The organism is Sporosarcina sp. Y1009, assembly GCF_057669865.1.
The window spans coordinates 91,545-116,493 of sequence record NZ_JBYHFO010000006.1 but is presented as its reverse complement, the minus strand read 5'-3'; the positions used below and the strand labels follow the sequence as shown (position 1 = coordinate 116,493).

Annotated in this window: 28 protein-coding genes and 1 pseudogene; 15 read left to right on the top strand and 14 right to left on the bottom strand. The window is 38.3% G+C overall.

What is annotated here, in order from left to right:
• Positions 1-55: 55 nt before the first annotated feature.
• Both AC25Y1_RS09600 and AC25Y1_RS09595 read right to left on the bottom strand, forming a co-directional pair.
• Positions 56-496 (bottom strand): hypothetical protein, encoded by a 441-nt coding sequence (locus AC25Y1_RS09600; protein ID WP_488147760.1) that lies wholly within the window; start codon positions 494-496, stop codon positions 56-58.
• Positions 493-699, bottom strand: coding sequence for a helix-turn-helix transcriptional regulator (locus AC25Y1_RS09595; protein WP_488147759.1), 207 nt, complete (start codon positions 697-699; stop codon positions 493-495). Before AC25Y1_RS09595 ends, AC25Y1_RS09600 begins: the two co-directional genes overlap by 4 nt.
• Before the next feature lie 165 nt (positions 700-864).
• Between AC25Y1_RS09595 and AC25Y1_RS09590 the strand changes: the two genes are divergently transcribed.
• From AC25Y1_RS09590 to AC25Y1_RS09570, 5 genes are all read left to right on the top strand, one after another.
• On the top strand, positions 865-1,197 hold the full coding sequence (locus AC25Y1_RS09590) for a winged helix-turn-helix transcriptional regulator (protein ID WP_488147858.1): 333 nt from the start codon (positions 865-867) through the stop codon (positions 1,195-1,197).
• 17 nt (positions 1,198-1,214) lie between these two features.
• The gene (locus tag AC25Y1_RS09585) at positions 1,215-2,141 is read left to right on the top strand and encodes a DsbA family oxidoreductase (RefSeq protein WP_488147758.1); all 927 of its coding nucleotides are present in this window, start codon (positions 1,215-1,217) and stop codon (positions 2,139-2,141) included.
• 61 nt (positions 2,142-2,202) lie between these two features.
• A complete protein-coding gene (locus AC25Y1_RS09580) occupies positions 2,203-2,940 on the top strand; it encodes a pirin family protein (protein WP_488147757.1) in 738 nt (245 codons plus the stop codon).
• 154 nt (positions 2,941-3,094) lie between these two features.
• Positions 3,095-3,550, top strand: coding sequence for a DUF4183 domain-containing protein (locus tag AC25Y1_RS09575; protein ID WP_488147756.1), 456 nt, complete (start codon positions 3,095-3,097; stop codon positions 3,548-3,550).
• 88 nt (positions 3,551-3,638) lie between these two features.
• Entirely contained in the window at positions 3,639-3,959 is a 321-nt protein-coding gene (locus AC25Y1_RS09570; RefSeq protein WP_488147755.1) for a DUF4183 domain-containing protein, read from the top strand.
• 235 nt (positions 3,960-4,194) lie between these two features.
• On the opposite strand, the gene serC is transcribed toward AC25Y1_RS09570, so the two are convergent.
• On the bottom strand, positions 4,195-5,292 hold the full coding sequence (gene serC, locus AC25Y1_RS09565; RefSeq protein WP_488147754.1) for a 3-phosphoserine/phosphohydroxythreonine transaminase: 1,098 nt from the start codon (positions 5,290-5,292) through the stop codon (positions 4,195-4,197).
• A gap of 14 nt (positions 5,293-5,306) precedes the next feature.
• Complete coding sequence (serA, locus tag AC25Y1_RS09560) at positions 5,307-6,899, bottom strand: phosphoglycerate dehydrogenase (RefSeq protein WP_488147753.1); 1,593 nt, start codon at positions 6,897-6,899, stop codon at positions 5,307-5,309.
• A gap of 476 nt (positions 6,900-7,375) precedes the next feature.
• Here serA and AC25Y1_RS09555 point away from each other — a divergent pair, with 476 nt between their 5' ends.
• The 7 genes from AC25Y1_RS09555 (at position 7,376) to AC25Y1_RS09525 (ending at position 13,569) form a co-directional block, all read left to right on the top strand.
• Positions 7,376-8,101, top strand: a complete 726-nt coding sequence (locus AC25Y1_RS09555; protein WP_488147752.1) for a Fic family protein — start codon at positions 7,376-7,378, stop codon at positions 8,099-8,101.
• A gap of 363 nt (positions 8,102-8,464) precedes the next feature.
• Positions 8,465-9,652, top strand: a complete 1,188-nt coding sequence (locus AC25Y1_RS09550; protein ID WP_488147751.1) for an MFS transporter — start codon at positions 8,465-8,467, stop codon at positions 9,650-9,652.
• 283 nt (positions 9,653-9,935) lie between these two features.
• Positions 9,936-10,379 carry a MarR family winged helix-turn-helix transcriptional regulator gene (locus AC25Y1_RS09545; protein WP_488147750.1) on the top strand — a complete coding sequence of 148 codons (444 nt, stop codon included), beginning with the start codon at positions 9,936-9,938 and terminating at the stop codon, positions 10,377-10,379.
• A 58-nt stretch (positions 10,380-10,437) separates the two neighbouring features.
• Entirely contained in the window at positions 10,438-11,496 is a 1,059-nt protein-coding gene (locus tag AC25Y1_RS09540; RefSeq protein WP_488147749.1) for an LLM class flavin-dependent oxidoreductase, read from the top strand.
• A gap of 12 nt (positions 11,497-11,508) precedes the next feature.
• Entirely contained in the window at positions 11,509-12,075 is a 567-nt protein-coding gene (locus AC25Y1_RS09535; RefSeq protein ID WP_488147748.1) for an NADPH-dependent FMN reductase, read from the top strand.
• Positions 12,076-12,284: 209 nt separating this feature from the next.
• Complete coding sequence (locus AC25Y1_RS09530) at positions 12,285-13,196, top strand: Rpn family recombination-promoting nuclease/putative transposase (protein WP_488147857.1); 912 nt, start codon at positions 12,285-12,287, stop codon at positions 13,194-13,196.
• A 133-nt stretch (positions 13,197-13,329) separates the two neighbouring features.
• On the top strand, positions 13,330-13,569 hold the full coding sequence (locus AC25Y1_RS09525) for a hypothetical protein (RefSeq protein ID WP_488147747.1): 240 nt from the start codon (positions 13,330-13,332) through the stop codon (positions 13,567-13,569).
• A 144-nt stretch (positions 13,570-13,713) separates the two neighbouring features.
• Here AC25Y1_RS09525 and AC25Y1_RS09520 read toward each other — a convergent pair whose 3' ends face one another.
• The 8 genes from AC25Y1_RS09520 to AC25Y1_RS09485 form a co-directional block, all read right to left on the bottom strand.
• Positions 13,714-14,253, bottom strand: coding sequence for a hypothetical protein (locus AC25Y1_RS09520; RefSeq protein ID WP_488147746.1), 540 nt, complete (start codon positions 14,251-14,253; stop codon positions 13,714-13,716).
• 766 nt (positions 14,254-15,019) lie between these two features.
• A complete protein-coding gene (locus AC25Y1_RS09515; RefSeq protein ID WP_488147745.1) occupies positions 15,020-16,267 on the bottom strand; it encodes a helix-turn-helix domain-containing protein in 1,248 nt (415 codons plus the stop codon).
• A 516-nt stretch (positions 16,268-16,783) separates the two neighbouring features.
• Complete coding sequence (locus tag AC25Y1_RS09510) at positions 16,784-17,965, bottom strand: muconate cycloisomerase family protein (RefSeq protein ID WP_488147744.1); 1,182 nt, start codon at positions 17,963-17,965, stop codon at positions 16,784-16,786.
• Entirely contained in the window at positions 17,922-18,563 is a 642-nt protein-coding gene (locus AC25Y1_RS09505) for a 3-oxoacid CoA-transferase subunit B (RefSeq protein ID WP_488147743.1), read from the bottom strand. Before AC25Y1_RS09505 ends, AC25Y1_RS09510 begins: the two co-directional genes overlap by 44 nt.
• Positions 18,560-19,246 carry a CoA transferase subunit A gene (locus AC25Y1_RS09500; RefSeq protein WP_488147742.1) on the bottom strand — a complete coding sequence of 229 codons (687 nt, stop codon included), beginning with the start codon at positions 19,244-19,246 and terminating at the stop codon, positions 18,560-18,562. Before AC25Y1_RS09500 ends, AC25Y1_RS09505 begins: the two co-directional genes overlap by 4 nt.
• Before the next feature lie 12 nt (positions 19,247-19,258).
• Entirely contained in the window at positions 19,259-19,981 is a 723-nt protein-coding gene (locus tag AC25Y1_RS09495; RefSeq protein WP_488147741.1) for a carboxymuconolactone decarboxylase family protein, read from the bottom strand.
• Positions 19,981-20,814, bottom strand: a complete 834-nt coding sequence (locus AC25Y1_RS09490; protein ID WP_488147740.1) for an alpha/beta fold hydrolase — start codon at positions 20,812-20,814, stop codon at positions 19,981-19,983. The genes AC25Y1_RS09495 and AC25Y1_RS09490 overlap by 1 nt, the downstream gene beginning before the upstream one ends.
• Before the next feature lie 136 nt (positions 20,815-20,950).
• Positions 20,951-21,718 carry a dioxygenase family protein gene (locus AC25Y1_RS09485; protein ID WP_488147739.1) on the bottom strand — a complete coding sequence of 256 codons (768 nt, stop codon included), beginning with the start codon at positions 21,716-21,718 and terminating at the stop codon, positions 20,951-20,953.
• Positions 21,719-22,019: 301 nt separating this feature from the next.
• Between AC25Y1_RS09485 and AC25Y1_RS09480 the strand changes: the two genes are divergently transcribed.
• Both AC25Y1_RS09480 and AC25Y1_RS09475 read left to right on the top strand, forming a co-directional pair.
• Complete coding sequence (locus AC25Y1_RS09480; protein ID WP_488147738.1) at positions 22,020-22,367, top strand: DUF6176 family protein; 348 nt, start codon at positions 22,020-22,022, stop codon at positions 22,365-22,367.
• A 26-nt stretch (positions 22,368-22,393) separates the two neighbouring features.
• The gene (locus tag AC25Y1_RS09475; RefSeq protein ID WP_488147737.1) at positions 22,394-23,476 is read left to right on the top strand and encodes a metallophosphoesterase; all 1,083 of its coding nucleotides are present in this window, start codon (positions 22,394-22,396) and stop codon (positions 23,474-23,476) included.
• A 51-nt stretch (positions 23,477-23,527) separates the two neighbouring features.
• On the opposite strand, the gene AC25Y1_RS09470 is transcribed toward AC25Y1_RS09475, so the two are convergent.
• Positions 23,528-24,130: a GNAT family N-acetyltransferase gene (locus AC25Y1_RS09470; RefSeq protein ID WP_488147736.1), complete on the bottom strand. Its 603-nt coding sequence runs from the start codon at positions 24,128-24,130 to the stop codon at positions 23,528-23,530.
• 250 nt (positions 24,131-24,380) lie between these two features.
• Between AC25Y1_RS09470 and AC25Y1_RS09465 the strand changes: the two are divergent.
• Positions 24,381-24,508: pseudogene (locus AC25Y1_RS09465) on the top strand (5-methyltetrahydropteroyltriglutamate--homocysteine S-methyltransferase); the annotation flags it as partial.
• Positions 24,509-24,558: 50 nt separating this feature from the next.
• Here the strand turns inward: AC25Y1_RS09465 and AC25Y1_RS09460 are convergent.
• A complete protein-coding gene (locus AC25Y1_RS09460; RefSeq protein WP_488147735.1) occupies positions 24,559-24,900 on the bottom strand; it encodes a zinc ribbon domain-containing protein YjdM in 342 nt (113 codons plus the stop codon).
• Positions 24,901-24,949 lie beyond the last annotated feature (49 nt).

Genomic DNA, 24,949 nt, shown 5'->3' with positions numbered 1-24,949 from the left:
TTTTACAGATTGTGAGGTGATTTTATTTTAGTACTGTATACCTTAGAAAGTAACATTATTCTTCATCACCATCACTAAATTCTAACGCTTGCTTCACCCTCAAGCGATAAATATAGTACAGAGGAATAAAACTGCAAATAAATACAATAGCCCCAACTAATAGACCATCCATCCAGTCGAAGTCTGGAGTAATCGAAACCAGATAAGCAATAGTTGTCGATATGACTGCTACCACAACTAATCCCACTACAAACGATTTTCTAGGATTCCGCATTTTCCGTTCATGTTCTAAACTTACGCTCATTGATAAATAGGAGTAAACAATAGTTGATAGTATCCATACCATCCAAAGTGGATTCTTTAGCACTTTTTCCGGTCCACCTTGAAATAAATCATAGCCAAGAATACATAAAACACCAATCACCAGAACCACATGGGAAATCCTTAAGTTTTGTAAATTCTTCAAAACAAGCCTTTCATCTGTGATTTTTTTCATTTAAAGTCCTCCTGTTCTATCCAAAATATCTCATCTAATTTTGCATTTACGGCATAGCAAATTTGTAAACAAAGCTTTAATGAAGGGTTATACTTACCTTTTTCAATAAGACTAATGGTTTGCCGAGTGATACCGACAACATCAGCGAGCTGTTGTTGTGTTAGATCTACTTTGACGCGGGCAATTTTAACATAATTTTTCATGAATTACCTCCTGATAACAATGTAACATATATATTACCTTATGTAAATTATAAGTTGCATATGAGTAAGATTTTTAGATGAACTTTTTTAGTTGGTATAATCTTTATACTTGATATACTTTGTATACCTGTTATATACTTTAATTAATCGTTGGAGGTGATCGTTATTAAAGTATGTCCCTATTTAGAATCGAGCTTTGAGATTTTAGGAAGACGTTGGAACGGGCTTATTATTCATTACTTGTCGAATTGTCCGGAGTTTACAGCGCATTTTTCCGATATGAAGCGCGATTTAAATGATATTACCCCTCGGTCCCTTTCGTTGAAATTGACCGAACTTGGAGAACATGACTTAGTGGTAAAAAAAGTTACAGAAGGAACACCTATAACGATTTCTTATCATTTGTCCGATAAAGGTCAACAATTAGCACTCGCCCTGAAACCGATTCAAGCGTGGGCACAAGAAAATATTGATATTGATTTGTCCAATAAAAACTAATGAAAAGAGGAATTGAAATGGATAAGAATAACATGATTTGTGATTTAGAAACTGGTATCTGCGGGCCAGGTGGGGATAGCACGAATACAATGGAGTTCATAGATTTCTCGGCTCCGAAGAAAACGATTGAACTTTATTATGTAACTGATCCAATCTGTTCGCATTGCTGGGCATTGGAGCCAGTCCTTCGAAAGTTTGTCGACCAGTACGGGAAATACTTTAATATGCATACCCTGATGGGCGGTTTGCTTGAAAAATGGGGAGATGGTCCTGTTGATCCTGGAAACGGAATATCAGGCCCCTCAGATGTTGCTGGCCACTGGAGAGAAGTTGGGGAACACTCGCGCATGCCAATCGACGGAACTGTTTGGTACGATAATCCAATCGAGTCGTCATTCATCCCTTCTCGCGTATATAAAGTAATTCAAGAAAAAAGCCCTGATTTAGCAAACACATTTTTACGCCGAGCGCGAGAAGAACTTTTCGCTTTCAATAAAAACATCGCACAGGATGAAATGTTGATTGATATTGTCAATTCAGTTGGCCTTAACGGAGAAGAAATTGTTCGGCAATCAAAGACTCCAGAAGCAAACACTTCATTACACGAAGACTTCCAACGCGTTCGTGAGTTAGGTGTCCGCGGATTTCCAACAATCGTCATGGTCAATGAAGAACAAAAAGGGGTTAGAATCGTTGGTGCACGAACTTTAGAAGACTATACAAATGCACTTCAACAATTACTTCCTGAAGAAACAATACAACCGAAAAAGTTATCTAATTTAGACCAATTACTCACGCAGGAGAAATTATTATTCTCCCGTGAAGTTGAAGAGTATTTTTCAATTGAAAAAGATGAGCTAGATGCTTTTGCACAAAAAGAATTATCGCAAGATGCTTACGTAGTCAAAAGCATCTTAGGTGAAAAATATATTCAGGTAAAGTAAATGGTAACAAAAATCGACTTCCTCTTGGAGAGTCGATTTTGTTATAAAGGGGGTTTTTATCTTGTTACAAAAACTTGAAGCTGGAAATCATGCACAGCCTTTCAGAGGTCCATTCACAATTACCCGTGTCCATCCAGGTAGTATTTTAGGGGATAATGCCGCAGATACTGCATTCGGTCCGTTAGCAGTCATTGATCACGCGGTTATGAAAAAGGGTTTAACGATAAAAATGCATGAACATGTGAATGATGAAATCCTAAGTTATATAAGCTCAGGTGTCACACATCATAAGGATTCAGCTGGGTTTGAAGCACCAATTGCCCGAGGGAAATTGATGCTGATGAATGCAGGAGAAAGTTTTTGGCACGAGGAAAAAGTTACAGAAGATGAGGTGGAAATGCTTCAAATTTTCGTGCGGCCAAGTGAAACAGATCTACCACCAAAAATTCAATTCCATGACAAGCCAATAAATAACGAAAATTGGTATCTCATGGTAGGGCCAGAAGGAAGCGAAGCACCACTTTACGTAAGACAAAATGTCATTATTTTGGATGCGCACCCTAAAGTGGGTGAAGGGCTTGAGGTTCCAATATACGAGGGCTTTATACCATTTTTATATGTGATGAACGGGGAAATTTCGATTCAAGATTTCACAATCGGAAAACAAGAAGCCATTACGGATTTAGTCAATCCACTTCCGTCATTAGTTGCGAATGAAGATACGACAATTGTGCTATTCTTTGTCGATTTGAATGCATCAATGTCGATGGATGGGACAATTAGTGGCCTAAAGAAATGACGGAAAAACGGATTAAACTTGGAACTTCTCTTCCAATGTTTAGTCCGTTTTTTTTATTTATTAAAACAAGAATACGTGGACATCGATTAGGGACAAAGGTTTAATCAGCTAACAGACTGCCATCATATAATAGTGGTAGAGGAGTGAAGACATTATGGAGAAATATAAAAAGCAAAAAAAGGTAGTAAGAATAAACGAAATCGAAGGTTGTGAAAGTAGAAATTTTTGCTGGCCAAAAATAAAAGTTAGCGCTTGCATCACGCCTATTACACACACTCCGGTAAACCCGCCAATAGTTATCCCCGAACTAAGTATCATACCAACTGTAAAAAGGTATTTTTATGTCGCAACGGCTAATATCGATTTAGTAAATGGAACTACGCTGCCTGCAACGCTATTTTATAACGATGATGGGAGCCAAACAACAGAATTTATGAGCTTCAGTCCAAATGGATACGCGGATCTATTCATTAATGCAGTCGTCCAAGAAGGGGGAATGTATAGTGTGGAATCCAACTCATTGTCGATTAGCCCCACTAATGGAATCATTTATCGGGGGACGCCAATCATTTTGGAACTGATAACATTTGCAGCTGAACAGCGTTCATAAAATTGATTTAGTTTTATTGTAAGGACAGCCCTGTCAATTCATTGAATTTTTTCATTTACTACAATGTAGATGAAAAGAGGTGATTTTGATGGCGCTTTCCCTAATTAATATTCATGTGAATGTCTCGGGTAATTCAGCAAGGTTTTTTGACGTGTTAACAGCCCCTTTATCTGTCTCTGATGGTACAACTATTGCTGTGGCTGATTTTCTGGATGACAGTGGAGAAGTTGCAACTGCGTTTCCAATAGTTACAAATGGTTACTACAATCTCTACATTAACGGTGTGCTGCAAGAGGGCGATTCGTATTCTATTTCTGAAACAGAATTGACCTTTAATAGTGTTACTGGTAGTATCTCTGCCGGAACTCCTTTAATTGTAGAAGTTGTTGATTTACTGACTGTAGTTTAAAGCGATTCAGCAACTGTTTAAGTACTAGGCGCGCGTCAATTGATTGATCGAAATGAAACTTCGATCTCCTTGGGCGAGTATGGCCGTTAGTTATATGATTCATTGACGATTCTTAATGCGTCACAGTCGATGGATGGGACAAGTAGCGGCCTAAAGAAATAACAAAAAAACGGATTAAACTGGGAATTTACCTTCCCAAAGTCTAATCCGTTATTGAATTCATAAAGGGTTAATTTTATTCATTATTCTTCTGAAATCGAGTCATAAACTCACTTAGCGCAAGACATGCAACTAAAGGAACCGAGTTGTAAGTAGAGGCACGGCATCCACCGACAGAACGATGTCCGTTTAAACCGACAAATCCTTCATCTTTAGCTTCTTCTAAAAATTTCTTTTCCAATGCCTCGTCAGCGAGCTTGAACGTGATATTCATGAGGGAGCGGCTTTCGAGTTCTGCGTGACCACGGTAGAAACCATCGCTACCGTCGATCGCATCATAAATCAATTTAGCTTTTTCTTCATTTTGTTTTTCAACAGCCTCTAATCCACCTAATTCTTCGATCCAAGCGAGTACTTCGCCTAACATATAGATGCCGAAAGTCGGTGGTGTATGGTAAAGTGAATTGCTTTTGGCATGCGTGTTATAGTTCAACATGGTTGGTATTTCTGAATTAGATTTTTCAAGTAAATCTTTACGAATAATGGCGACTGTAACTCCCGAAGGGCCAAGATTCTTCTGAGCACCGGCGTAAATAAGACCGAATTTACTCACGTCTACTGGCTTGGACATGATGTCACTGGACATATCTGCAATGAGTGGAACATCACCGGTGTTAGGGAACTCTTTCCACTGGGTACCAAAAATCGTGTTGTTAGAAGTTAGATGGACATAAGCGTCATCTTCGTTAAATTGCAAGTCGTTTATCTTTGGAATTGTGTTGTGATTACTCTCTTTAGTGTTAGCAACATGGTAAGGTTCTCCGAAAAGTTTAGCTTCGTCGAATGCCTTTTCTGCCCATGCACCTGTCATAACATAACCCGCTTTTTGCTCAGGTTTCAAAAAGTTCATGGGAATCATTGAAAATTGAAGACTAGCACCACCTTGTAGGAAAAGTACCTCGTAGTTTTCAGGAATCGAAAATAACCTTTTTAAACGTGCAATGGCTTCATTATGTACATCATCATAAGCTTGACTACGATGACTAAGTTCCATAATCGACATGCCAGTGCCGCGAAAATCGATGAGCTCTTGTTGGGCTTTTTCTAGAACTGGTAGCGGCAATGCCGATGGGCCAGCGTTAAAGTTATAGACAGATCGAATAGTTTGTTTCAAATTAACCGCTCCTTTCAATCGAAATTGACCTCTCGAACTCTTGTGATTTGCGGAATTGCTTCTAATTCTTCGATGACTGTTTTGGAAGCTTTATTATCAACTTCTAAAATCATCACTGCAGAACCACCGATTTCTTGGCGACCTACTTGCATACTCGCAATATTAACGCCGTTAACCCCAAGCGCGGTTCCAACATGCCCGATTAAGCCTGGCTTGTCCGTATGTGAAATTAACAATATAAGACCTTTTGGTTCAATATCTACTGGATAAGGCCCGACTTTAATTAGACGCTCTCCTATGCCAGATACCGCAGATCCAGTTACCCAACGCTCTTCCTCCGTTGTTTTCAAGCGAATTGTAATTTTGCTAGAAGCATTTTGATTGAAAAGTGACTTTTGGAAAACCAGTTGGATGCCGCGTTGCTTAGCCAAATGGATCGCATTTACGATATTAACTTGTTCTGCACCAAGGTGATGAGAAAGAATTCCTTTGAGCACATATGGACTTAATGGAGAAGTGTCTAGATCAGCTAATTCGCCTTCGCACTCAATTGTAATTTCCCGTACCGCACCGTCAGTCATCTGTGCAAGTGATTTACCAAGATGTTCACACAACATAAAGTAGGGTTGCAATTTATTGAGCAACTCGGGTGCGATTGAAGGCATATTCACCGCGTTTTTGAACGGTTCATTGCGCAAAATGTGAATAACTTGTTCGGAAACGTCAATCGCTACATTCTCTTGTGCCTCCATAGTGGATGCGCCTAAGTGTGGTGTGACGATAATTTTTGGATGTGCAAAGAAAGGATGATCCGCTTCTGGTGGTTCATTTTCGAATACATCGAATGCTGCTCCAGCCACAATGCCTTCATCAAGTGCTTCCACAAGTGCCAATTCGTCGATGATCCCACCGCGCGCACAATTTATGATGCGCATACCTGGTTTCATGATTTCAAATTGTGGCTTACTGATCATATGACGGGTTTCGTTTGTAAGCGGCGTATGGACAGTCATGAAATCTGCCTGTTGCACAATTTCGTCACGGCTTGCGAGCTTGATGCCCAATTGGTTTGCGCGTTCCTCTGACATGAAAGGATCGTAACCAAGAATTGTCATACCAAACGCCATCGCTCGTTTAGCGACCTCAATCCCAATGCGACCTAGTCCAAATACACCGAGTGTCTTGTTGCGTAATTCAACCCCAATAAATGATTTTCGGTCCCATTCTCCTTCAATTGTTTTCGCGTAAGCTTGCGGGATATGCCGAGCCAATGCCATCATCATCGCAAAAGTATGCTCACATGTAGTAATCGTGTTTCCGTCTGGTGCGTTAATTACAATAATTCCATGGTTCGTTGCAGCATTTAAATCAATATTGTCAACGCCAACCCCCGCACGACCAATCACTTTCAATTTGACGCCAGCTTCCATAATGCGCTCAGTTACTTTTGTTTGAGAACGGACAAGCAGCGCATCGAAGTCACCAATGATTGAAACAAGTTCATCTTCGCTTAATCCTGTCTGTTTGATAAGCTCCACATCATTCGCTTTTGTTAATTGTTGCAGTCCAAAATCACTAATTGGATCGGACACTAAAACTTTAAACACAAGCATTCCTCCTCATTTATGTAAAGGGCTATAATTAAAATTACTTTACGTTTGGCTAGTATTCCCCAATCGTATATTCTTTATATGTTAACACTTACCGCTTCGGTGAGTCAATTTCAAAATCGGGAAATTACTAGCGGAATCCGAACAAAGTTGATTTTCACGCCAATTAACGGAAATGAAATAACTGTATTGGCGAATGATTAAACATTATTACATATGAACGTTCGTTTTATAAGTTGTTATAAGCAATTGTGAAATTGGCAAAGCATGTACACTAATGTTTTTGAAATATGCAATTACCTTCCCAGATGTTTTAGGCGTCACGTTTTATCATTAGTGATTGGTAAAGAAAGAGATCCCTTACCCTTGATGAATAATTCACTCCACCCATACAAAAAGGATGCAATCAAAACTACACAGTCTGTTTGATTTGGATTATAATGAAGAGAATGAATTAGAGGGGTGGGTATATAATGAATGTAAAACAATTTAATGATGAATATATTAAAGATGTTTTAGTCAGGATGGCGCATCATTCTAGTGGATTAGAAGGAAATACAATCACTCTACCTGAAACGGTGAGTATTATTTTATATCACACTGTAAATAGCAATAGATCTATAAATATGCGGGAAATTTATGAAGTTGCAAACCATGAACAAGCGTTTGATTATTTGTTTCATGCAATCGACAACGAGCAGCCACTTACAGTTGAAACTGTGAAAGATATGCATAGAGCGTTAACAGACAGATTGCAATACGACAAAGGACAGTTCAAAGAGCATGATAATGCAATTATAGGAGCTACATTTCAAACGGCAGGCGCCAAAGAAACTCCACTATTCATGCTACAGTGGGTCGAAAACTTAAATTATCAATTAAGCCATGCAAAATCGGAAGAAGAAAAAATTAAAATTATTGTAGACTTCCATATTCAATTCGAAAGAATCCATCCATTTTCGGATGGCAACGGTCGAACAGGTCGGATGCTGATGAATTATTCTTTACTGCAAAACGACTTACCACCACTTATTATTCAAAAAGAGCAGAAGGCTGAATATATAAAAGTATTGTCGGATGTAGACGAAGATGGATTTTACAATTTTGTTCTGCCGTTGCTTGAAGAGGAAAAAATAATCATGGAAAAGTTCGTGAACAAGAATAGGCAGCAAGTGCAAAATGTAAAAGATGAAAAATAAGAATGACATACCACCTCTAACGATGTTGTGTTAGAGGTTTTGTAATTAATAGGAACTTCTATCCTTTTTATATCGTGTGACTGGCGATATCCGTGGGTTTAGAGCGGATATCCGACAATACGAGATATATATCCGTGCCTTCGAGCAACATATCCGCACCTTTTTCCAATATATCCGCAAAACAGGACTTTATACCTGCGTCATATCGTGTGAATTTGGTTTTACACTACCAAAAAGCCCGTGAAATGATGCAGAAGAGCAGTATCGATACATTGTTAACACTAATCGGCACAAACTCGCAAAAAAGAGTTACAATGATTTTAACGGAATTTTCACGATAGGTTAACGACTGGACGTGTTACTTTGGCTCATGAAGGATATACTATACGGGATTCACAGTTTTGGAGAATTATTAGTAGTCTGGGCATTGGTTCACTTTTTATTTTTTCAGCGATGTACGCGGTACAACCATTGCTTCCAGTCTTTACGGAAGAGTTCGATATCCCGGTTTCTTTTGCGAGTTTGTCCTTGTCGATGTCGACGCTCGGATTAATTATCGGCCTAATTGTTCTTGGGTTTTTCTCGGATCGGAATGGCCGCGGACTTTATATTAAATTATCATTAATTGGTTCTGTTATTCCATTTCTATTAATGCCGCTTACCGATTCTTTTCTAGTCATAATTATTTTGAGGTTTATCCAAGGATTTGCACTTGCAGGTGTTCCAGCGGCAGCTTTGGCATATATAAATGAGGAGATTCATAAGCAATTTGCTAGTTTTGCAACAGCCCTTTATATATCGAGTAATGCATTAGGTGGCATGATTGGTCGGGTGGCAACTGGTTACATTACGGAACATTTTTCATGGGAAGTAGCTTTTTACCTATTGGCGGCAGCAGGGATAGTTATTTTTGGCATCATTCTTTTCACGCTGCCCGCGTCAAGAAACTTTGAGCCGACGAATACGAGTTTTTCGAAAGATATTGAAGGGTTTTTATTTCATTTGAAAAATCCTTCATTACTAGTCGTGTTCGGCCTTGGTATTGTTTTGCAATTATCCTTTACTGGTGTATGGACGTATTTGCCGTTCCATCTAACCGCACCACCGTTTTCACTTTCTCTTGAAATGGTTTCTTATACATTTTTAGCATATGGGGTTGGTGTCATTTGTTCACCGCTTGCAGGGTGGTTTGCAGATAAATTCGGTCTTAGAAAGGTTAGAATTACAGGTGTATTTGTGATGTCTTTTGGAATTTTATTGACACTGAGTGCTTCTGTTCTGGTGATTGTCATCGGACTTTGTGTCACTTGTCTAGGATTCTTCACGGCGCATTCATTAACGGCAGCTTCCGTAAGCAGGGAGGCAGTGCATCATAAAGGGAGCGCATCAAGTTTGTACCTTGTCGCCTATTATGTAGGTGTTGCAGCAGGGAGTACATTACTGAGTCCGCTCTGGGAGTCGGGCGGTTGGACGGGGATTGTTATCATTACAACGATAGTGCCTGTTGTCTATGTTGGATTAATTCGACTGAAAGGGAAACTACAAAAATAGCGTGAAATAAGCGCGTCACAGTCGGTATTCCAATTGCAGCAATCGCATTGAGTTCGGTGTCAGCTGTATTGAATGCAAAAGGTTAAATTGTAACGGGTTAGGCTAGGCATTTCATTCGCGGTGAGTTCAGCGGATGAAATGCCTTTTTATGTGTGAAATGATCTTGGTGTTAATCAAAATAAGTATCCAGTTACTAATTATCTTTAATTCAAGCCAATTTTCTTGAAAGTTCATCACTTGCATGGTAAAGTGATGATAAGGTAAGTGAAAGGGATGAGATATTATGCGTAATAATACAATCGGCTCGTTGATTTGGTTACGTTTAATGCGTTTCACCAATCAAAGCAACCAACTATCAAACGAATTTTTAAAGCGATTTGATTTAACAACTGCCAAGTTTGATGTACTTGCACAAATTCAACTTTATCAGCCGCTTACTCAAAGTGAATTGGCTGAAAAAGTGATTGTTACGCAAGGCGGCATTTCCCGTATGCTCGTGCGACTAGAAAAAGAAGGGTATATTGTGCGTAAGCAAGATTGGAAAACAAAAAATATTAGTTTAACGGAAAAGGCCGCAGCTATTTTAGAAGAAGCGATGCCTGCACAACTAGCATTTCAAACCTCATTTTTTGAAGACGTATTAACGAAAGAAGAAGAAAAGACACTATACAAATTGATGACTCGTGTCCATAAATATAGCCAAACAAGAGAATTACCACCAGAATAATTTTTTTGCACTATCACTTGACTAGTCAAAGGTACGGAAATTAAAGGAGCTAAAAACAATGGAGAAATATCGCATTGATAAATCTAAAGGACTCGAATTCGGATTATATTCGATTGGGGAACATTTACTAGATCCGGTGTCAGGAAACCGTCTAACAGCTGGAGAACGCATTCATGAATTAATTGAAGCGGGTAAGTTAGCAGATGAGGCGGGACTCGATGTTTTTGCGGTCGGGGAAAGTCACCAAATGTATTTTACGACACAAGCCCATACAGTCATTCTAGGCGCGATTGCGCAAGCGACTAAAAATATTAAAATTGCGAGTTCTGCGACAGTGTTAAGTGTTTCTGATCCTGTTCGTGTATATGAAGATTTTGCAACAATCGACTTAATCTCAAAAGGTCGTGCTGAAATTGTCGCTGGACGTGGTTCACGTGTAGGGGCATATGATTTACTTGGGTATGACGTGCATGATTATGAAGAATTATTTGAAGAGAAATTAGAACTTTTAATGAAGTTAAATGATGAGGAAAAAGTGACATGGGAAGGGCAATTTCGTGCGCCTCTGAAGAATGCAATGATTTTACCGCAACCTCAAAATGGACATATGCCCATTTGGCGTGCAGTAGGGGGGCCGCCTGCAAGTGCGATTAAAGCAGGATACGCTGGAATTCCGATGATGCTGACAACGCTTGGCGGTCCTGCTATAAACTTTAAAGTCGCAGTGGATGCATATCGTGAAGCATTGGAGCGCAGTGGATTTGATCCACTAACGATGCCAATTTCAACGACCAGCCTAATGTATACAGCGGAAAATTCTCAAGATGCCTTACGTGAATACTACCCTCACTTGAATTCAGGAATGCAGGCGTTAAGAGGTGGCGGATATCCAAAACAGCAATTTGCACAAGCGATTGATACGCGTGACGCGTTAATGGTTGGAAGTCCTCAGCAAATTATTGAAAAGATTCTTTACCAATATGAACTTTACGGCCATCAGCGTTTCATGGCGGAAATTGACTTTGGCGGCGTGCCGTTTGATAAAATTATGAAAAATATTGAGCTGATTGCAACGGAGATACTACCAGCAGTTAAGAAATATACAGCTGATAAATAAGGAGAGGTTACAATGAAAATTGTATTACTAGCAGGATCCAAAGTAGGCTCTAAAACAAGAACAGCGGTGGATTACACAAAAAAGATTGCGAATGAAAAATATCCAGAGGCAGAGATTACTTTACTGGATCTCGCGGAATTTGAAATGGTCTTTAGTGACGGGCGAGATTACCGGGAATATGACGGCGATACAAAATATGTAACCGAAACGATTATGGCGGCGGATGCGATTATTATTGGAACACCTACGTTCCAAGCTTCGATTCCAGCGACTCTTAAAAACATTTTTGATTTACTGCCAGTGAATGCGTTTCGGGATAAGGTCGTTAGTATGTTGGTGACGGCGGGTACAGCGAAGCATTATTTGATGGTGGAACAGCAGTTGAAACCAATTCTAGCGTATATGAAAGCTGAAATCGTTCAAACTTATGTTTTTATCGAGGAAAAAGACTTCTATCGCAAGGAAATCGTTAATGATGATGTGTTATTTCGAATCGAACGTTTGGTGGAAGATACAGTAGTACTAACGGAAACATATACTAGTATTCGTGAAGCCAAAGAGGCGGCATATGGTTTTTAGAAATCAAATCAAACACAGTTTCATCCCTTCGTTATAAGGTGTGGAACTGTGTTATTTTATGTAATAGAATGTTTGTTCTTAATCTGATTATTTGATATACTATAAGGTAGAAAGAATAACACCTCGGCTAATACATCACTACTTTGAAAAAAGGGTGTGTATAGATGACTGTACTGGATTGTGTGAAAGAATCTTCTGTCCGTTACAATATGGCGGTAGTGATTCAAGAGAAAAAGAAAACCTATATGAATCATGATCAACTATTTAAAGAACTTATCAACAATTTTTTTGCCGAGTTTTTGGCAGTGTTTTTCCCAGATGTACATGAGGGTCTTGATTTCGAGTCGATTAAACCATTGTCTGAAGAACTATTTACTGACCTAATTGATGGTGAAAATCGTCGAGTGGATATCGTGATTGAGGCGAAACTCAAAGGGAAAGAAACGCTAATCATTATTCATGTAGAGCCGCAAAGTTCTTATCAAATAGACTTTCATCAACGAATGTATCTTTATTTCAGTTTGCTTTATAATAAGTATCGAAAGCCCATCTTACCAATTGCTGTTTTTAGCTATGATGGGATGCATACGGAACCCAACCAATTTACGATTAATTTCCCATTTTTTCATGTGTTAACATTCAATTTTATGACGTTAGAATTAAAGAAAATGAACTGGCGAAACTATTTGCAGTCTGATAATCCAGTAGCCGCAGCATTATTGGGTAAAATGGGTTACGACGAAGACGAAAAAATTCAAGTGAAAATGGAATTTTTGCGTATGATGGTAAAGATGGAACTCAACCCTGCCCGTGCAAGATTTATCAATGACTTTTTTGAACAGTACTTGAAACTTGATGAAAAGGAGGAGGATGAACTTATGCGAGAAATCAGTAGGTCGGAAAACCCGGAGGAGTTCACGAAATTACCGAATTCCTGGGAAGAACGAGGTATCCGGAAGGGAATAGAGCAGGGAATAGAACAAGGGATAGAACAAGGGATAGAACAAGGTAAAAAGGAAGTTGTACTTGAAATGATTAAAGAGGGAATGTCAGTTGACATTATTGCTAAGCTAACTCAATTGGATAAGAAAATAATAGAGGATTTAAGAAAGATGCAATAAAGTCTATCAAGAATGTCCAATGTGAAAATAATTTCGCATTGGGTGTTTTTTGTCTAGAATCCTTTCAATCTAACAATTATCGATTGCTTTTCAAATAACAGTTGAAAATAGTTAGAAAGCGGTGGAAGTGCTTATGCGGGAAAATGCAGAGGAGTCCTTTAAACTAACGAATTCTTGGGAAGAACGTGGTATTCGAAAGGGGATAGAACAAGGAATAGAACAAGGAATAGAACAAGGAATAGAACTAGGAATAGCACAAGGTAAAAAAGAAGTTGTACTTGAAATGCTAAAAGAAGGTATGTCTGTTGACTTAATTTCGAAGGTGACTCATTTGGAAAAGGAAACAATAGAGAATTTAAGAAAGATGAAATAAGGTCTATAAAAAATACTCAATGTGAACGTAATCTCACATTGGGTATTTTTTGTCTAGAATCCTTTAATTCAATTTGATTTATAATAGCAGTGTGTTGGCATATAACTTCTCGAATAAGTGGAATCTTTAAGTACTATGCTCTTTTTATTCAGTATTAGTTTTTGAAATTACAATATCTAATAGTTCTTTGAATCCTTCATTCACGCCCAACAGTTGATAATTTTCTTTTATCGCAAAAACATAAGCGGTATTCTCTTCATTTGGAGTATAACCGTAACTATATGGTGTAATAATATCTGTCCCAATAACCATATCAATAGACTGCAGATACGACATATTATCCTTTTCTACTTGATAAATACTCACTTCATATTGAGTCTCATTATCTTTTAAATACTCCACGACGACGAATGGTTTCCCTCTGAGTAATTTCCTTTCTGACCATTTTAAATCATAATAGGTGGGCAAATCATAAACTTCTACCATATCGGAAAAAGAAGGGTCTACATTCGTGAAAGTTAATATGTCCTCTTTTGTTTCGCCATCCTTTACCGTTATAGCATCAATATAAGGAATACTATCTAAAATATTCACAATAGCTTTTGTTTTTTTCTGCCCTAGCCATGTTCCAAATAGCGTTCCCCCTATGGCAATAACGATTATTATGATCAACCATTTCCGCATTCTATATTCCCCCTAACATATTTTGGTATCTAATTTCCATAATTTAAAAAAACAGTACCTTATAGAAAGTAGTCCATTTACTTACTATAATCATTATAAAACGTCAGAGACTAGAATAATATTGAGGAAACTATGAAAAAAGTGACTACTCAGACTGGAAAACTATCGTAACTTTATCAAACACAGAATAGCTTGTTTTTACTATACTTAACTCAGCGGGATGAGTTAAGTAAATTCTAAAGAGGGATTTATAATGAAGAAAATATTAATTGCTTGTTTAAGTCTAGCGGTGCTAATGTCGATGAGTTTAGTGTCATCAATGAAAGGGGGATTAATTTGTTAAAAACATTAATTTATTCTGTATTAATAACATTTGTGGTTATTATTATTGCTTGGTTCGTTATAGGACCGTTACTATCACTCGTCGGTTATAGTTCGGCAGAATCGTCTTATCACCTACATACTCATGCATTATTAGTTACACTTATACTTTCTATGATTTTTTGCACGCTTACTTTGGTTAGAAAAGATAGCTAATTGCGTTAAATAATCTAAAGACTGTTTTGATTCGTTTCCCAAAAATAGCAACTAAATATAAAGACATCGAATGAATTATTAACAGCGATACGAAATTGGTATCTGCTGGTACTTGACTAATACATGCTCTTTGGAGCCGCACGTTTTTTTATGCGGAATCAAAGGGCATTTTTGTATTGGTTGAAATGAAAGGGAAGAAAATTGTATAGAGTATATTAAAGCCCTTCCCTTAATATCTATCACTTTTCATTAAACTTCTAGCTAACTGGAGATATTCGTATGCTTCTTTATAGTGAAACTCTTTAGCACGGATATCAGCCAACAACTCAGCGCATTCACAAGAAAAACTGAAAGCAGTATCTTTAAAATAAGAAATAGCTTGTTTCAATAAATCATGGTATTGGGGAGAATTTATCTCATTCATACCTTGATAATGCAGAATACTAAATCTGAGCTGGAAGTCACTGTCATTTGTTTTTTTTACTAGATCCATACCTTTAGAAACCCACTCTTTTCCCTTTTCAACCTCTCCGATTGTAAAGTGTTCCTTCGCGAGCATGTAAATTGTATTTGTTTTTGTGTTTAAATGTTCTTTTTTTAACTGCAGGCTTTTGATTAACATTTCAATGGCCTTCCCTGACTGACCTTGTTTTGAATAGATATTTCCTAGGTTGTGATAAGCTCTTCCTTTGGTGAGTTCCGCCATACCATGAGATCCTGCTACATTAATAACTTTAATGAAAAGCTCTTCCGCTTTACCATACTCTTCCATAAGATTGAAATTAATACCAAGTAATAAATTACAATTTGTACTCCTACCATAGTCCATTTCCTCGTTGTATATTTCTAAAGCGCTATAGGCGTAAATAGTTGATAAGGATATTTTTTTAAGGCGGCTAAGTGTAAGAGCCATGTAATAAAACAGCTCCGGTTTCTTTACGCCTATTCCCTCAACGATACGCTCCGCTTGTGCATAGTAAGTATGCGAGGTATGCCAACTACCATAATGGTATTCATATAAACCCAATGAGAACATGTAGTCATATTCGGTTTCCGATGTTACATAGTTTTTATAGTTTTTGACTTTATGTGATACGGCTTCAGCCTTTGGTCTATCTTTTATCAAAATAAAATAGCGTAACAGTATAATATAGTAAAAACTCAGAAGAAATGGATCTTCTATACTCTGAAATACTGATATTAAGTGATTGTATTGTTTGTCGTCACTTCTTTTTTCACTAATTTCTTTAAGCCAGTTATTTAGCAATAACCATTTGTCTTCGTCAACTTTTTGAGTGAGTTGCTCTATTGTAATGCCGAGTTTACGACATAAATCACTCAATGTTTCAATCGGAGCGGAAATGCTGCCGTTTTCAATTTTACTGATATAAGTTCCATGACAGATACCTTCAGCAAGTTGCTCCTGTGTAAATCCCGCTTCATTTCTATAGTAACGTAAATTTTGTCCTATTAACATAGTCTCACCCCTTTTTCAGTATCGAGAAAATTATGTAAAAAATGACTAATCAGAATGGTAAACTATCATAACTTTATCAAACATGGCATGGCTTGTCTATGCGATACAACGGGACAAGTCCTAACAACTTCTGAATGTCTGTTCGAAGCCGAACTTATCCTTCGAACGTGATTTGTATCATTAACCGAATCTCAATGAATTTATTCACAGGATCTCTCTGCTTCTACAACATATATACAAGTGACAAAAATTGGTACGAAAAGATGTGTCTATCCAATAAATAGGGAAAATTAAAAGGTCAAGAAATGATTCCATTTCTTAACCTTTTTTCTCTGCTATATTATTAGTCATGAAATTTCTAGAAAACTGCCAGAAAAGGCGACACTCCCGCGGGAAAGCGAGACAGTCAAGACCCTGGACTGAGCGGAGCGAGGGAAGCGGCTTGGCGCTCGCCCGCAGGAAAGGGAGCCGTTCTGGCGGTTTTCGGTCTTTCGGGACTGCCCTTCTTAAAATTACTTAAAACGCACGCGCATAATGATGCAGTTTTTCTTTATCGATTTCCATACCAAAACCAGGTCCGTCCGGTATGATGACTTCAAAGTTTTCATATTGAATATCATTCACAGTAATCGTATCTTTGAATAATAATGGACCAAATATCTCCGTTCCGAATTTCATTTCCGGAATGGTAGCGTATAATTGTGCGCAAATTGCTGTTCCGAGACTGGATTCGATCATCGTTCCACCGTACAAACCGATGCCCGCAGCTTCTGCAATTCCAGCAACTTTCTTCGTTTGCGTTAATCCACCGGCTTTACATGGTTTCAAAGCGATGCAATTACCTGCGCGGTGCTTCGAAATTTGGAATACATCTTGAATACTATTCGCAGCTTCATCGGCCATTATCGGCACCTTAAATCTAGCTGTCAATCTTGCCATTCCTTCGTAATTCCATGTTGGGAGCGGTTGCTCAATCATTGATACTCCACCGTCCTCTAAAGCTTCGATGCAATAATTAGCCGTGTCCTCATCCCAAGCCTGATTGACGTCAACTGTAATTCTTGCTTGATCACCAACTGCTTCTTTAATCTTACGTACATGTTCGACGTTTTTTAATGGATCACCTGAGCCGATTTTTAACTTAAAGATATTATGACGCTTTTGATGTAAGAACTCTTTTGCTTCTTCAATATCTTGTTCAGTATTTCCACTCGCAAGTGTCCAAGCGATCGGTAGGGAAGTATGGATCTGCCCGCCGAATAGCTCGAAAGCGGGGACGCCTTTACTCTTGGCTGCCAAATCAATAATGGCTGCTTCAACTACGGTTTTCGCAAAATTATTTCCGCGTACTTGCTGTGAAACTTCAAACATGATCTTGTCAAAGTGAATAGGGTTCTTTCCAATCACTAACGGCGCAATATACGTGTCGATATTGGCTTTAATTGCTTCGGGTGTTGACTCTCCGTAAGATGCGCCACCGATTGTTGCCACTTCAGACCAACCTTCACGCCCTTCGTCATCCGTGACACAACCGACCACAATTGTTTGCGAGACAATTGTATGCATGGCCAGTTGATGTGGACGTATCGTCGGCAAATCTAGAATATATACATCAAAGGAACGTATTTTCATCGTTAACCAACTTTCTATAGTTTTACTCGATAAACTCGGCTTCTGTTTTCTCTCTAACTTCCTCAATGCTCACACCTGGCATCAGTTCGACCAGCTTTAATTGTTGGTTTTCCACTTTAAATACAGCTAGTTCTGTGAAAATCATGTCGACGCTTCTTGTCGAAGTAATAGGGTAGGTACACTGTTTTACAAGTTTACTACTGCCGTCTTTCGAGGTATGGCTCATCGTGACAAATACTTTTTTCGCGCCAACCAACAAGTCCATTGCGCCGCCGACACCCATAATATTTTTCCCGGGAACGGCCCAGTTTGCGATAATGCCAGTTTCGTCAACTTGGAGTGCACCTAAAATCGCAGCATCCACATGACCTCCGCGAATCATAGAGAACGAATCTGAGCTGTTAAAATAGGAAGCACCAATTGCTTCTCCTACAGGTAACTTTCCAGCATTGACAAGATTCGGATCCACATCTGCTTCTTCCACATCAGTGACTCCGAGCAAGCCATTTTCCGTATGCAAATAAATATCGTCAGCAGCTAGATACTCTGCCACAAGCGTCGGAATGCCAATGCCCAAGTTCACAACAATGGGTCCTTCTAATTCCTGAGCGACTCTTTTGGCGATAGAATGCTGCATTTTCTCTTTATTAAACTGTGTAGTCATTTTGCAACAACCCCTTCCTTCGTTAACACTTGGTTTGCTTCGACAATGACGTCGACATAGAGGAATGGTGTTACGATTTCTTCAGGGTTTAACTCGCCGGGTTTTACTATTTCATCGACTTCTACGATTACTTTTTTTGCAGCCGTCGCCATAAGTGGGTTAAAATTACGAGCCGTTTTGTAATAGACGAGATTTCCTAACGTATCAGCCTTATGCGCACGAATAATTGCTACATCTGCACGAATGGCTTTTTCTAAAATATATTTTACACCATCAATCTCGCGTTCTTCTTTTCCTTTAGCAAGATCAGTTCCAACCCCGGTCGTCGTGTAATAACCGCCGAGACCAGCGCCACCAGCCCGTAACGATTCAGCTAGCGTTCCTTGAGGGAGTAGCTCTAATTCAATTTCCCCTTTTTGGTACTTGTCACCAACATCACGATTACTCGTAAAATAAGAACCGATGCCTTTTTTTATCTTATTTTGATTCAATAAAATGCCGAGACCTTTTCCTGATTCTCCGAGATTATTACTGACGATTGTAAGATTCTTTACTTCTTTTTCTGTTAAGCCATCTATTAATGAAAGAGGGGCGCCTATTAAGCCAAACCCACCGACTAAAACGGTATGCCCGCTTTCTACAAAGGACAGTGCATCTTGAATGTTATCCATAACTTTAGTCATCTATGACTCTCCTTATCTTTTTGCTAGTTTAAGTGAATCGCTAATTTCAAACCAGGAAGGAATTCCAGCCGTTAAAATACAAATGTAGCCAACGTCTGCCAATTCCTCTTCAGTCGCGCCAACTTCTCTCGCTTTTTCCATCCAGTCCACTGCATCTTTGCCTCTTAATTGTGTAATATAATTGCCGACCATATTCAAATGCTTCATACGTGTGGATACATGCCCATCACCAAGCAGTTTTGCTTCAATTTCCTTAGGATTTCCTTTTTTAATAATTTCAAGTGAATCGATGAGAAAACTTGTGTCGTCATCAGTTAACCAAGTAATCATCGTTTGAATGATTTCTTCAATCGTTTCAGGTTCTTTATCTGGTTGCTCAACTGAACGGCCTTTTAATTCAAGTGAATAGGAAAGAGCTTCCAGCGAAACTTTTAACGCATCAGTGCCCCCGTAATGGTAGGAGACCATAAAGTATTCTACTAGTTCGGGAATTGTTGACCCAAAATCGATGGCTCCTTTTGTATGGTAACCCATGCTTCGGGCGTATAATCTTGCAGCATTCATGCTTGCTAATAGAACATCTTTCTCTTTTCGAGATAATGCCCCGTCCTGCATAATCTCCCCGCGTAATCCCGTGTAATGGTCAAGGACTACAGGGCTGTAATCATGCATCTTTTGCACCCAGCCGGGTACTTCATCATAAACTTGTTGAAAATAAGCCAAACCTTTACTCATCATTTCCCCTCCAAAAAGTCTTCTATATAGCCGTTAATGTCATCGCGGTTTTCAAAAACCATCGTGTAATGATTGCAATCGGATACTACTGTTTCAATTGTTTTCGTATACTGCCTCGTTTGATCATAATCTGTTAAATAAAATAGGGGAGGCATGGTACCAATATTACCCTCGGCATAAACGAGTAGGACAGGGCAATCAATCTGAGAACAAATTTGCTCCGGATCAAATGTAAAGAAACTCTCAAAATCAGCTACGATCCGAGATTCTGTTGATTTATTTTCCCAGTGATCACCGGCAGGCGCTACTTCGTATTCAACTGTATTTTGCAACACATCATTCCACTCGATGCCTAAGTTCGAGTAGATTTTCTGTATTTCACTTACATAATGTTCTTTTGAAGTAAACTCTCTGCTAATTCTGCCTAAGGAAGGCTGAACAATGCCTTTTTGATGGTCAGACGCTTTCGCTGCACCATCTAATAGAATGACAGCTCTAGTAGATTTTAATTTGCTAGCAACAATTGCTGCGATAAAAGCACCCATTGAATAGCCTAAGAGAATTGGGTTTTCGATTTTCAACTCTTTGATTAACCCAAGGATATCATCTGCGTGTTTAAAAATTGATGGCTCAGCGTCTGTATCAGCGCTATTTCCGCGGCCACGTAAATCGACTGCTATAAATCTGTAGGATCCCTTGAACTTTTCTGCATAATAGTGCATGTTTTTATGCGTCCCGGTTAACCCGTGGATGGCTATAATTGTTCCTTTTTCTCCGGGGTAATCTGCTAACTGAATGTCATTTCCATTAATATTTACAGTATAAAAATCCATTAACACACCTCTTTTGAACGTATTGCGTACAGTCTATTGACTAACGTACACTCTTATCGTTAATCATATCATATTTGTCGAAAAAATCTAACAAAATAGCTGTCAAGATTTCCTCGACAGCTATAGGATTGTTTCCTTATTCAGTTCGCATCACAAAGTTTAATGCAGCTTCTTTATAATCGCCTTTATCAACTAGTTTTGTTGTTAATGAAGAACGTACACCACCGGCAACATCTGTTTCTAACCATTCGTCACCTTCGAAAAATACTTGTGTGATTAATGTTTCATGTCCTTCGTGTTCGAACTTGATGTGGATATGTGCTGGACGATAGGCATGATAACCAGCCGCGAATGTAAATTCTCCAGTAGGGCCAGTTGTCGGGATTTGGTAAGGGATCGGAACAATTGCATCGACTTCAAAATCACCGTTTTCATCCGTGTAGAATTGACCTCTTAAGTTGAAGTCTGGTGCAGTAGAATCATAGTTTGAATACAAGCCATCTGCATCATCCTGCCACCACTCGACTTTCGTTTTTCCAATTGGTCCATTGACAGAACTGACATTTCCAAAAAACTTTAACTTGTCTCCCGGCTCATCAGGTCTTTGTGGAATAAGAACTTTTGACCCTTCGAGAAGTGGTGAATCTTCCTCGTAATAGGGTCCGAGAAGCGAAGGTTCAGTACCTGGCGAGTTTTTATATTTTGCTTCTAACACATAAGTCTCAACAAAAACATCTAGGAATAATGGAATTTCACCGCTTCTACCTAGTCGATCTGCCCATTTTACGAAGTTCGTGTATTCTTCGTGGTTAAATTGTTGTTCATCCAAAAAGTTCTTCATGTGTTTTACGAAACCTTCATATGCGTTCAAAATACGTGGATTTGTTTCAACTGCTTTTGTCATTTTAATTTCCCCCTTATAATTTGTATATCCCTGGCCTTTGCGACAGTAGTTTTAATAAGTGTGAATGTAAACGCTATCATTACCATCTAAAAAAATACTTATATAGCGTTTCATTCTCTGATTTGTACGGTAAGCGTACGGTGTTCGTTTCTTCGTACAATTTAATCATAACATATGAGGGGCTATGTTTGTCAATAGATGAAACAGAAAATAGTAAAGAATCAGGATAACCCAAAAACATGCTAAACAAAAAATCCATAACTGATATAATGAAAATACTTAAATGGAAGGCGGAAGAAAAATGAATGTAGAACTAACCAGGTTTAAAGTAAAACGAGGGAAATCCAAACAGGTTGATGGTTGGATGAGTTTTTTGAATGAACATATGGACGAAGTATTGCTGACGTTGGTAGATGAAAAAATGTATGTGGAAACAATATTTAGAGAGACTTTGAATAAGGATGAGTATTTGTACTGGTACTCTGTGCAAGGAAAAGGTGGACTAGAAGTTGAGGAATCAGAGCATTGGATTGATCGAAAGCATTTAGAATACTGGGAAGAATGTATCGACTCAACCTTTCAGCCGATTGATTTAGAAACAGAAGTAATAATGATTCAACCGGCTATCAAGAAATCTATGAATCATTAAAGAATCTACATTATGGAGTTGTTTGAATGATTGAGGTACGGAAAGTTGAAGTAGATAAATCAAAACGATCAATTATTATTTCTGATATACATGCAAACTTAGCGCTTTTTAAAAGTCTATTACGCAAAGTGAATTACACGAAGGATGATTATTTATTTATCAACGGCGATCTCTGTGAGAAAGGCCCTGAAAGTCTCGCAGTCATCGACTATGTGCGAGAAATCTACAATCAATCGGATAAGGTTTACATAACAAAGGGAAACTGTGATGTGGTGCATCGCTATGTTTATAATGGCAATGAAGGAATCATCTCGTATATGGATAGGCAGAAGAATTCTATTTTAAATGAAATGCTAGCAAAATATGATAAAACCCTTGAAGATTTCCCGGATTTATCACAATTAGCCCGTTTTTATCGCCAGCATTTTCATGAAGAACTAGAGTGGCTTGATTCGCTTCCAATTGCTTACGAGACAGAAGAATTTATCGTCATCCATGCAGGAATTGAAGACATAAAAGACTGGAAACAGACGGAAGAAAAAACTGCTTTATATGCACCAGCATTTTACGAACAAGGTCACCAGGCTGACAAACTAGTTATTGTTGGGCATTGGCCAGTTGTAAACTACCGAGCGCAGCAGATTAGCTCGAACAACCCATTGATTGATTTGGATAAAAAAATTATTGCACTAGACGGTGGAAATCAAATCAAAAAAGACGGACAACTAAATGCATTGATGATTGAAAATGGGACGTATTCATTTGCATACGTTGATGAGCTAACAGAAGAAATGCGTGTTCAAAAAGACCATATAGATTCATCTGAAAGAATAGGTACCGTAACCTATCCGAATTATGAGATGAAAATAATCAAGGAAGATGAATACTTTACGCTTTGTGAAAATCGTAAACTCGGTATCCAACAATGGATAAAGAACGAATATTTAATAGGTAATGTCGAAGAGGTATATTCTAAAGGTGACCTCAGTACGACATTTCTTTCTGTACATACTGGTGATCGCGTTTGGATGGTTGACGATGACTGTGAAGGCTATAGTCTTGTTAAGAAGGTTAGTGGTGAAGTAGGATGGATACCCAAAGAAGAATGAAAACAAATAAAAAAAATCCTGCCAGTGAATATACAGGATTTTTTAGTGAAATTAAGTTATTTTCATGGGTTGCATTTGGTTATTTAATAGTTGCTCAATGTGCAATTTAACCATTGGCCATTCTGGACGAATAACGCTAAAGATTACAGTGTTTCGAGGTGTGCCGTCTTTACGTACCATATGATCACGTAAAATACCTTCTTGTGTGGCACCAATCCGAGCAATTGCATTTCTTGAGCGTTCATTTCTTTCATCCGCTTGGATTTGTATGCGGTTTAGATTCAGCTCTTCGAAACAATATTGCATTAACAAATACTTGCAATTGGAATTGATTGGGCTTCTCCAATATGCGGGAGATAACCATGAAAAACCTATTTCAATGCGATTATGATAGGGATCGGGATTTATGAATTTTGTGCTCCCAATAACTCGATTTGTCTTATTATCAATAATGACAAATGGATATTCCTTACCTAATTCTTGATTCAACAAAGATTGTTCGACGAACCTTGCAGCATCTTCACGGCTTTGTATCGTAACCACCAAATGTGTCCATATTTCACTATAATTACCTGCTTCGAAAATGGCATCGATATCAGTAAGTTGCATGGATCTAATTGTAACAATGTCATTAACAAGCTCAATATTTTTCATCACAGGACCCCTTTTTATGTTTAATATTTTTAAAGCTTTTCCCAAAAAACTATCGAACCTCCAGATTGAAAATCCAAGAGGAGAGAGTGGGCTCAATCCTAACTACATCAATACATTATTGTATTGTCTCATAAGGTGTGAATTCTTTTTAATGTAATGTCATTATAAGATGAAACGTTCCAAAAATGAAGTGAAACTTTGTAAAATATAAATAAATTTTTTTTACGTCTTGTTTTGCTGTGCAACATTACTTGAACAGCTATGCCTAAGCCCGCAGTGCGGATTTGCTTCGACACACCATGGCAATATATTAACAGAAGAAGAGCAATGGGAAAGTTGAAATTGATTGTAGACATAACTAAAGAAATTTGGGGATAATAGATAAATGAGTCATGCTGATAATTAATATCCGCATGACTCATTTTTTGTTATAGTTTTTTCACAAATTCAGTTTTCAACTGCATTGCACCAATACCATCAATTTTACAATTAATATCATGATCTTCGTCAACTAGTTGAATGTCTTTTACTTTTGTCCCTTTTTTTACGACAGATGAACTCCCTTTAACTTTCAGGTCTTTGATGACAGTGACAGAATCGCCGTCGTTTAAAATATTTCCATGCGCATCTTTGTAAACTTTTTGTTCTTCGATCTCTTCAGCTTCTGATTCTAACGTCCATTCATGTGCACACTCTGGGCAAACAAAAAGATTCCCATCCTCATACGTATATTCTGAATTACATTTTGGGCAATTTGGCAACTCACTCATAAAATTAGTCCCTCCATTTTTATTAACTTTCTTATATATAAAAGCAATA

What these genes read in the sequence shown, in the direction of transcription:
- AC25Y1_RS09600 (WP_488147760.1), bottom strand. Translation starts at nt 496, where the DNA reads ATGAAAAAAATCACAGATGAAAGGCTTGTTTTGAAGAATTTACAAAAC.
- AC25Y1_RS09595 (WP_488147759.1), bottom strand. Translation starts at nt 699, where the DNA reads ATGAAAAATTATGTTAAAATTGCCCGCGTCAAAGTAGATCTAACACAA.
- AC25Y1_RS09585 (WP_488147758.1), top strand. Translation starts at nt 1,215, where the DNA reads ATGGATAAGAATAACATGATTTGTGATTTAGAAACTGGTATCTGCGGG.
- AC25Y1_RS09575 (WP_488147756.1), top strand. Translation starts at nt 3,095, where the DNA reads ATGGAGAAATATAAAAAGCAAAAAAAGGTAGTAAGAATAAACGAAATC.
- AC25Y1_RS09570 (WP_488147755.1), top strand. Translation starts at nt 3,639, where the DNA reads ATGGCGCTTTCCCTAATTAATATTCATGTGAATGTCTCGGGTAATTCA.
- AC25Y1_RS09555 (WP_488147752.1), top strand. Translation starts at nt 7,376, where the DNA reads ATGAATGTAAAACAATTTAATGATGAATATATTAAAGATGTTTTAGTC.
- AC25Y1_RS09545 (WP_488147750.1), top strand. Translation starts at nt 9,936, where the DNA reads ATGCGTAATAATACAATCGGCTCGTTGATTTGGTTACGTTTAATGCGT.
- AC25Y1_RS09540 (WP_488147749.1), top strand. Translation starts at nt 10,438, where the DNA reads ATGGAGAAATATCGCATTGATAAATCTAAAGGACTCGAATTCGGATTA.
- AC25Y1_RS09535 (WP_488147748.1), top strand. Translation starts at nt 11,509, where the DNA reads ATGAAAATTGTATTACTAGCAGGATCCAAAGTAGGCTCTAAAACAAGA.
- AC25Y1_RS09530 (WP_488147857.1), top strand. Translation starts at nt 12,285, where the DNA reads ATGGCGGTAGTGATTCAAGAGAAAAAGAAAACCTATATGAATCATGAT.
- AC25Y1_RS09525 (WP_488147747.1), top strand. Translation starts at nt 13,330, where the DNA reads ATGCGGGAAAATGCAGAGGAGTCCTTTAAACTAACGAATTCTTGGGAA.
- AC25Y1_RS09520 (WP_488147746.1), bottom strand. Translation starts at nt 14,253, where the DNA reads ATGCGGAAATGGTTGATCATAATAATCGTTATTGCCATAGGGGGAACG.
- AC25Y1_RS09515 (WP_488147745.1), bottom strand. Translation starts at nt 16,267, where the DNA reads ATGTTAATAGGACAAAATTTACGTTACTATAGAAATGAAGCGGGATTT.
- AC25Y1_RS09505 (WP_488147743.1), bottom strand. Translation starts at nt 18,563, where the DNA reads ATGACTACACAGTTTAATAAAGAGAAAATGCAGCATTCTATCGCCAAA.
- AC25Y1_RS09500 (WP_488147742.1), bottom strand. Translation starts at nt 19,246, where the DNA reads ATGACTAAAGTTATGGATAACATTCAAGATGCACTGTCCTTTGTAGAA.
- AC25Y1_RS09495 (WP_488147741.1), bottom strand. Translation starts at nt 19,981, where the DNA reads ATGAGTAAAGGTTTGGCTTATTTTCAACAAGTTTATGATGAAGTACCC.
- AC25Y1_RS09490 (WP_488147740.1), bottom strand. Translation starts at nt 20,814, where the DNA reads ATGGATTTTTATACTGTAAATATTAATGGAAATGACATTCAGTTAGCA.
- AC25Y1_RS09485 (WP_488147739.1), bottom strand. Translation starts at nt 21,718, where the DNA reads ATGACAAAAGCAGTTGAAACAAATCCACGTATTTTGAACGCATATGAA.
- AC25Y1_RS09480 (WP_488147738.1), top strand. Translation starts at nt 22,020, where the DNA reads ATGAATGTAGAACTAACCAGGTTTAAAGTAAAACGAGGGAAATCCAAA.
- AC25Y1_RS09475 (WP_488147737.1), top strand. Translation starts at nt 22,394, where the DNA reads ATGATTGAGGTACGGAAAGTTGAAGTAGATAAATCAAAACGATCAATT.
- AC25Y1_RS09470 (WP_488147736.1), bottom strand. Translation starts at nt 24,130, where the DNA reads ATGAAAAATATTGAGCTTGTTAATGACATTGTTACAATTAGATCCATG.
- AC25Y1_RS09460 (WP_488147735.1), bottom strand. Translation starts at nt 24,900, where the DNA reads ATGAGTGAGTTGCCAAATTGCCCAAAATGTAATTCAGAATATACGTAT.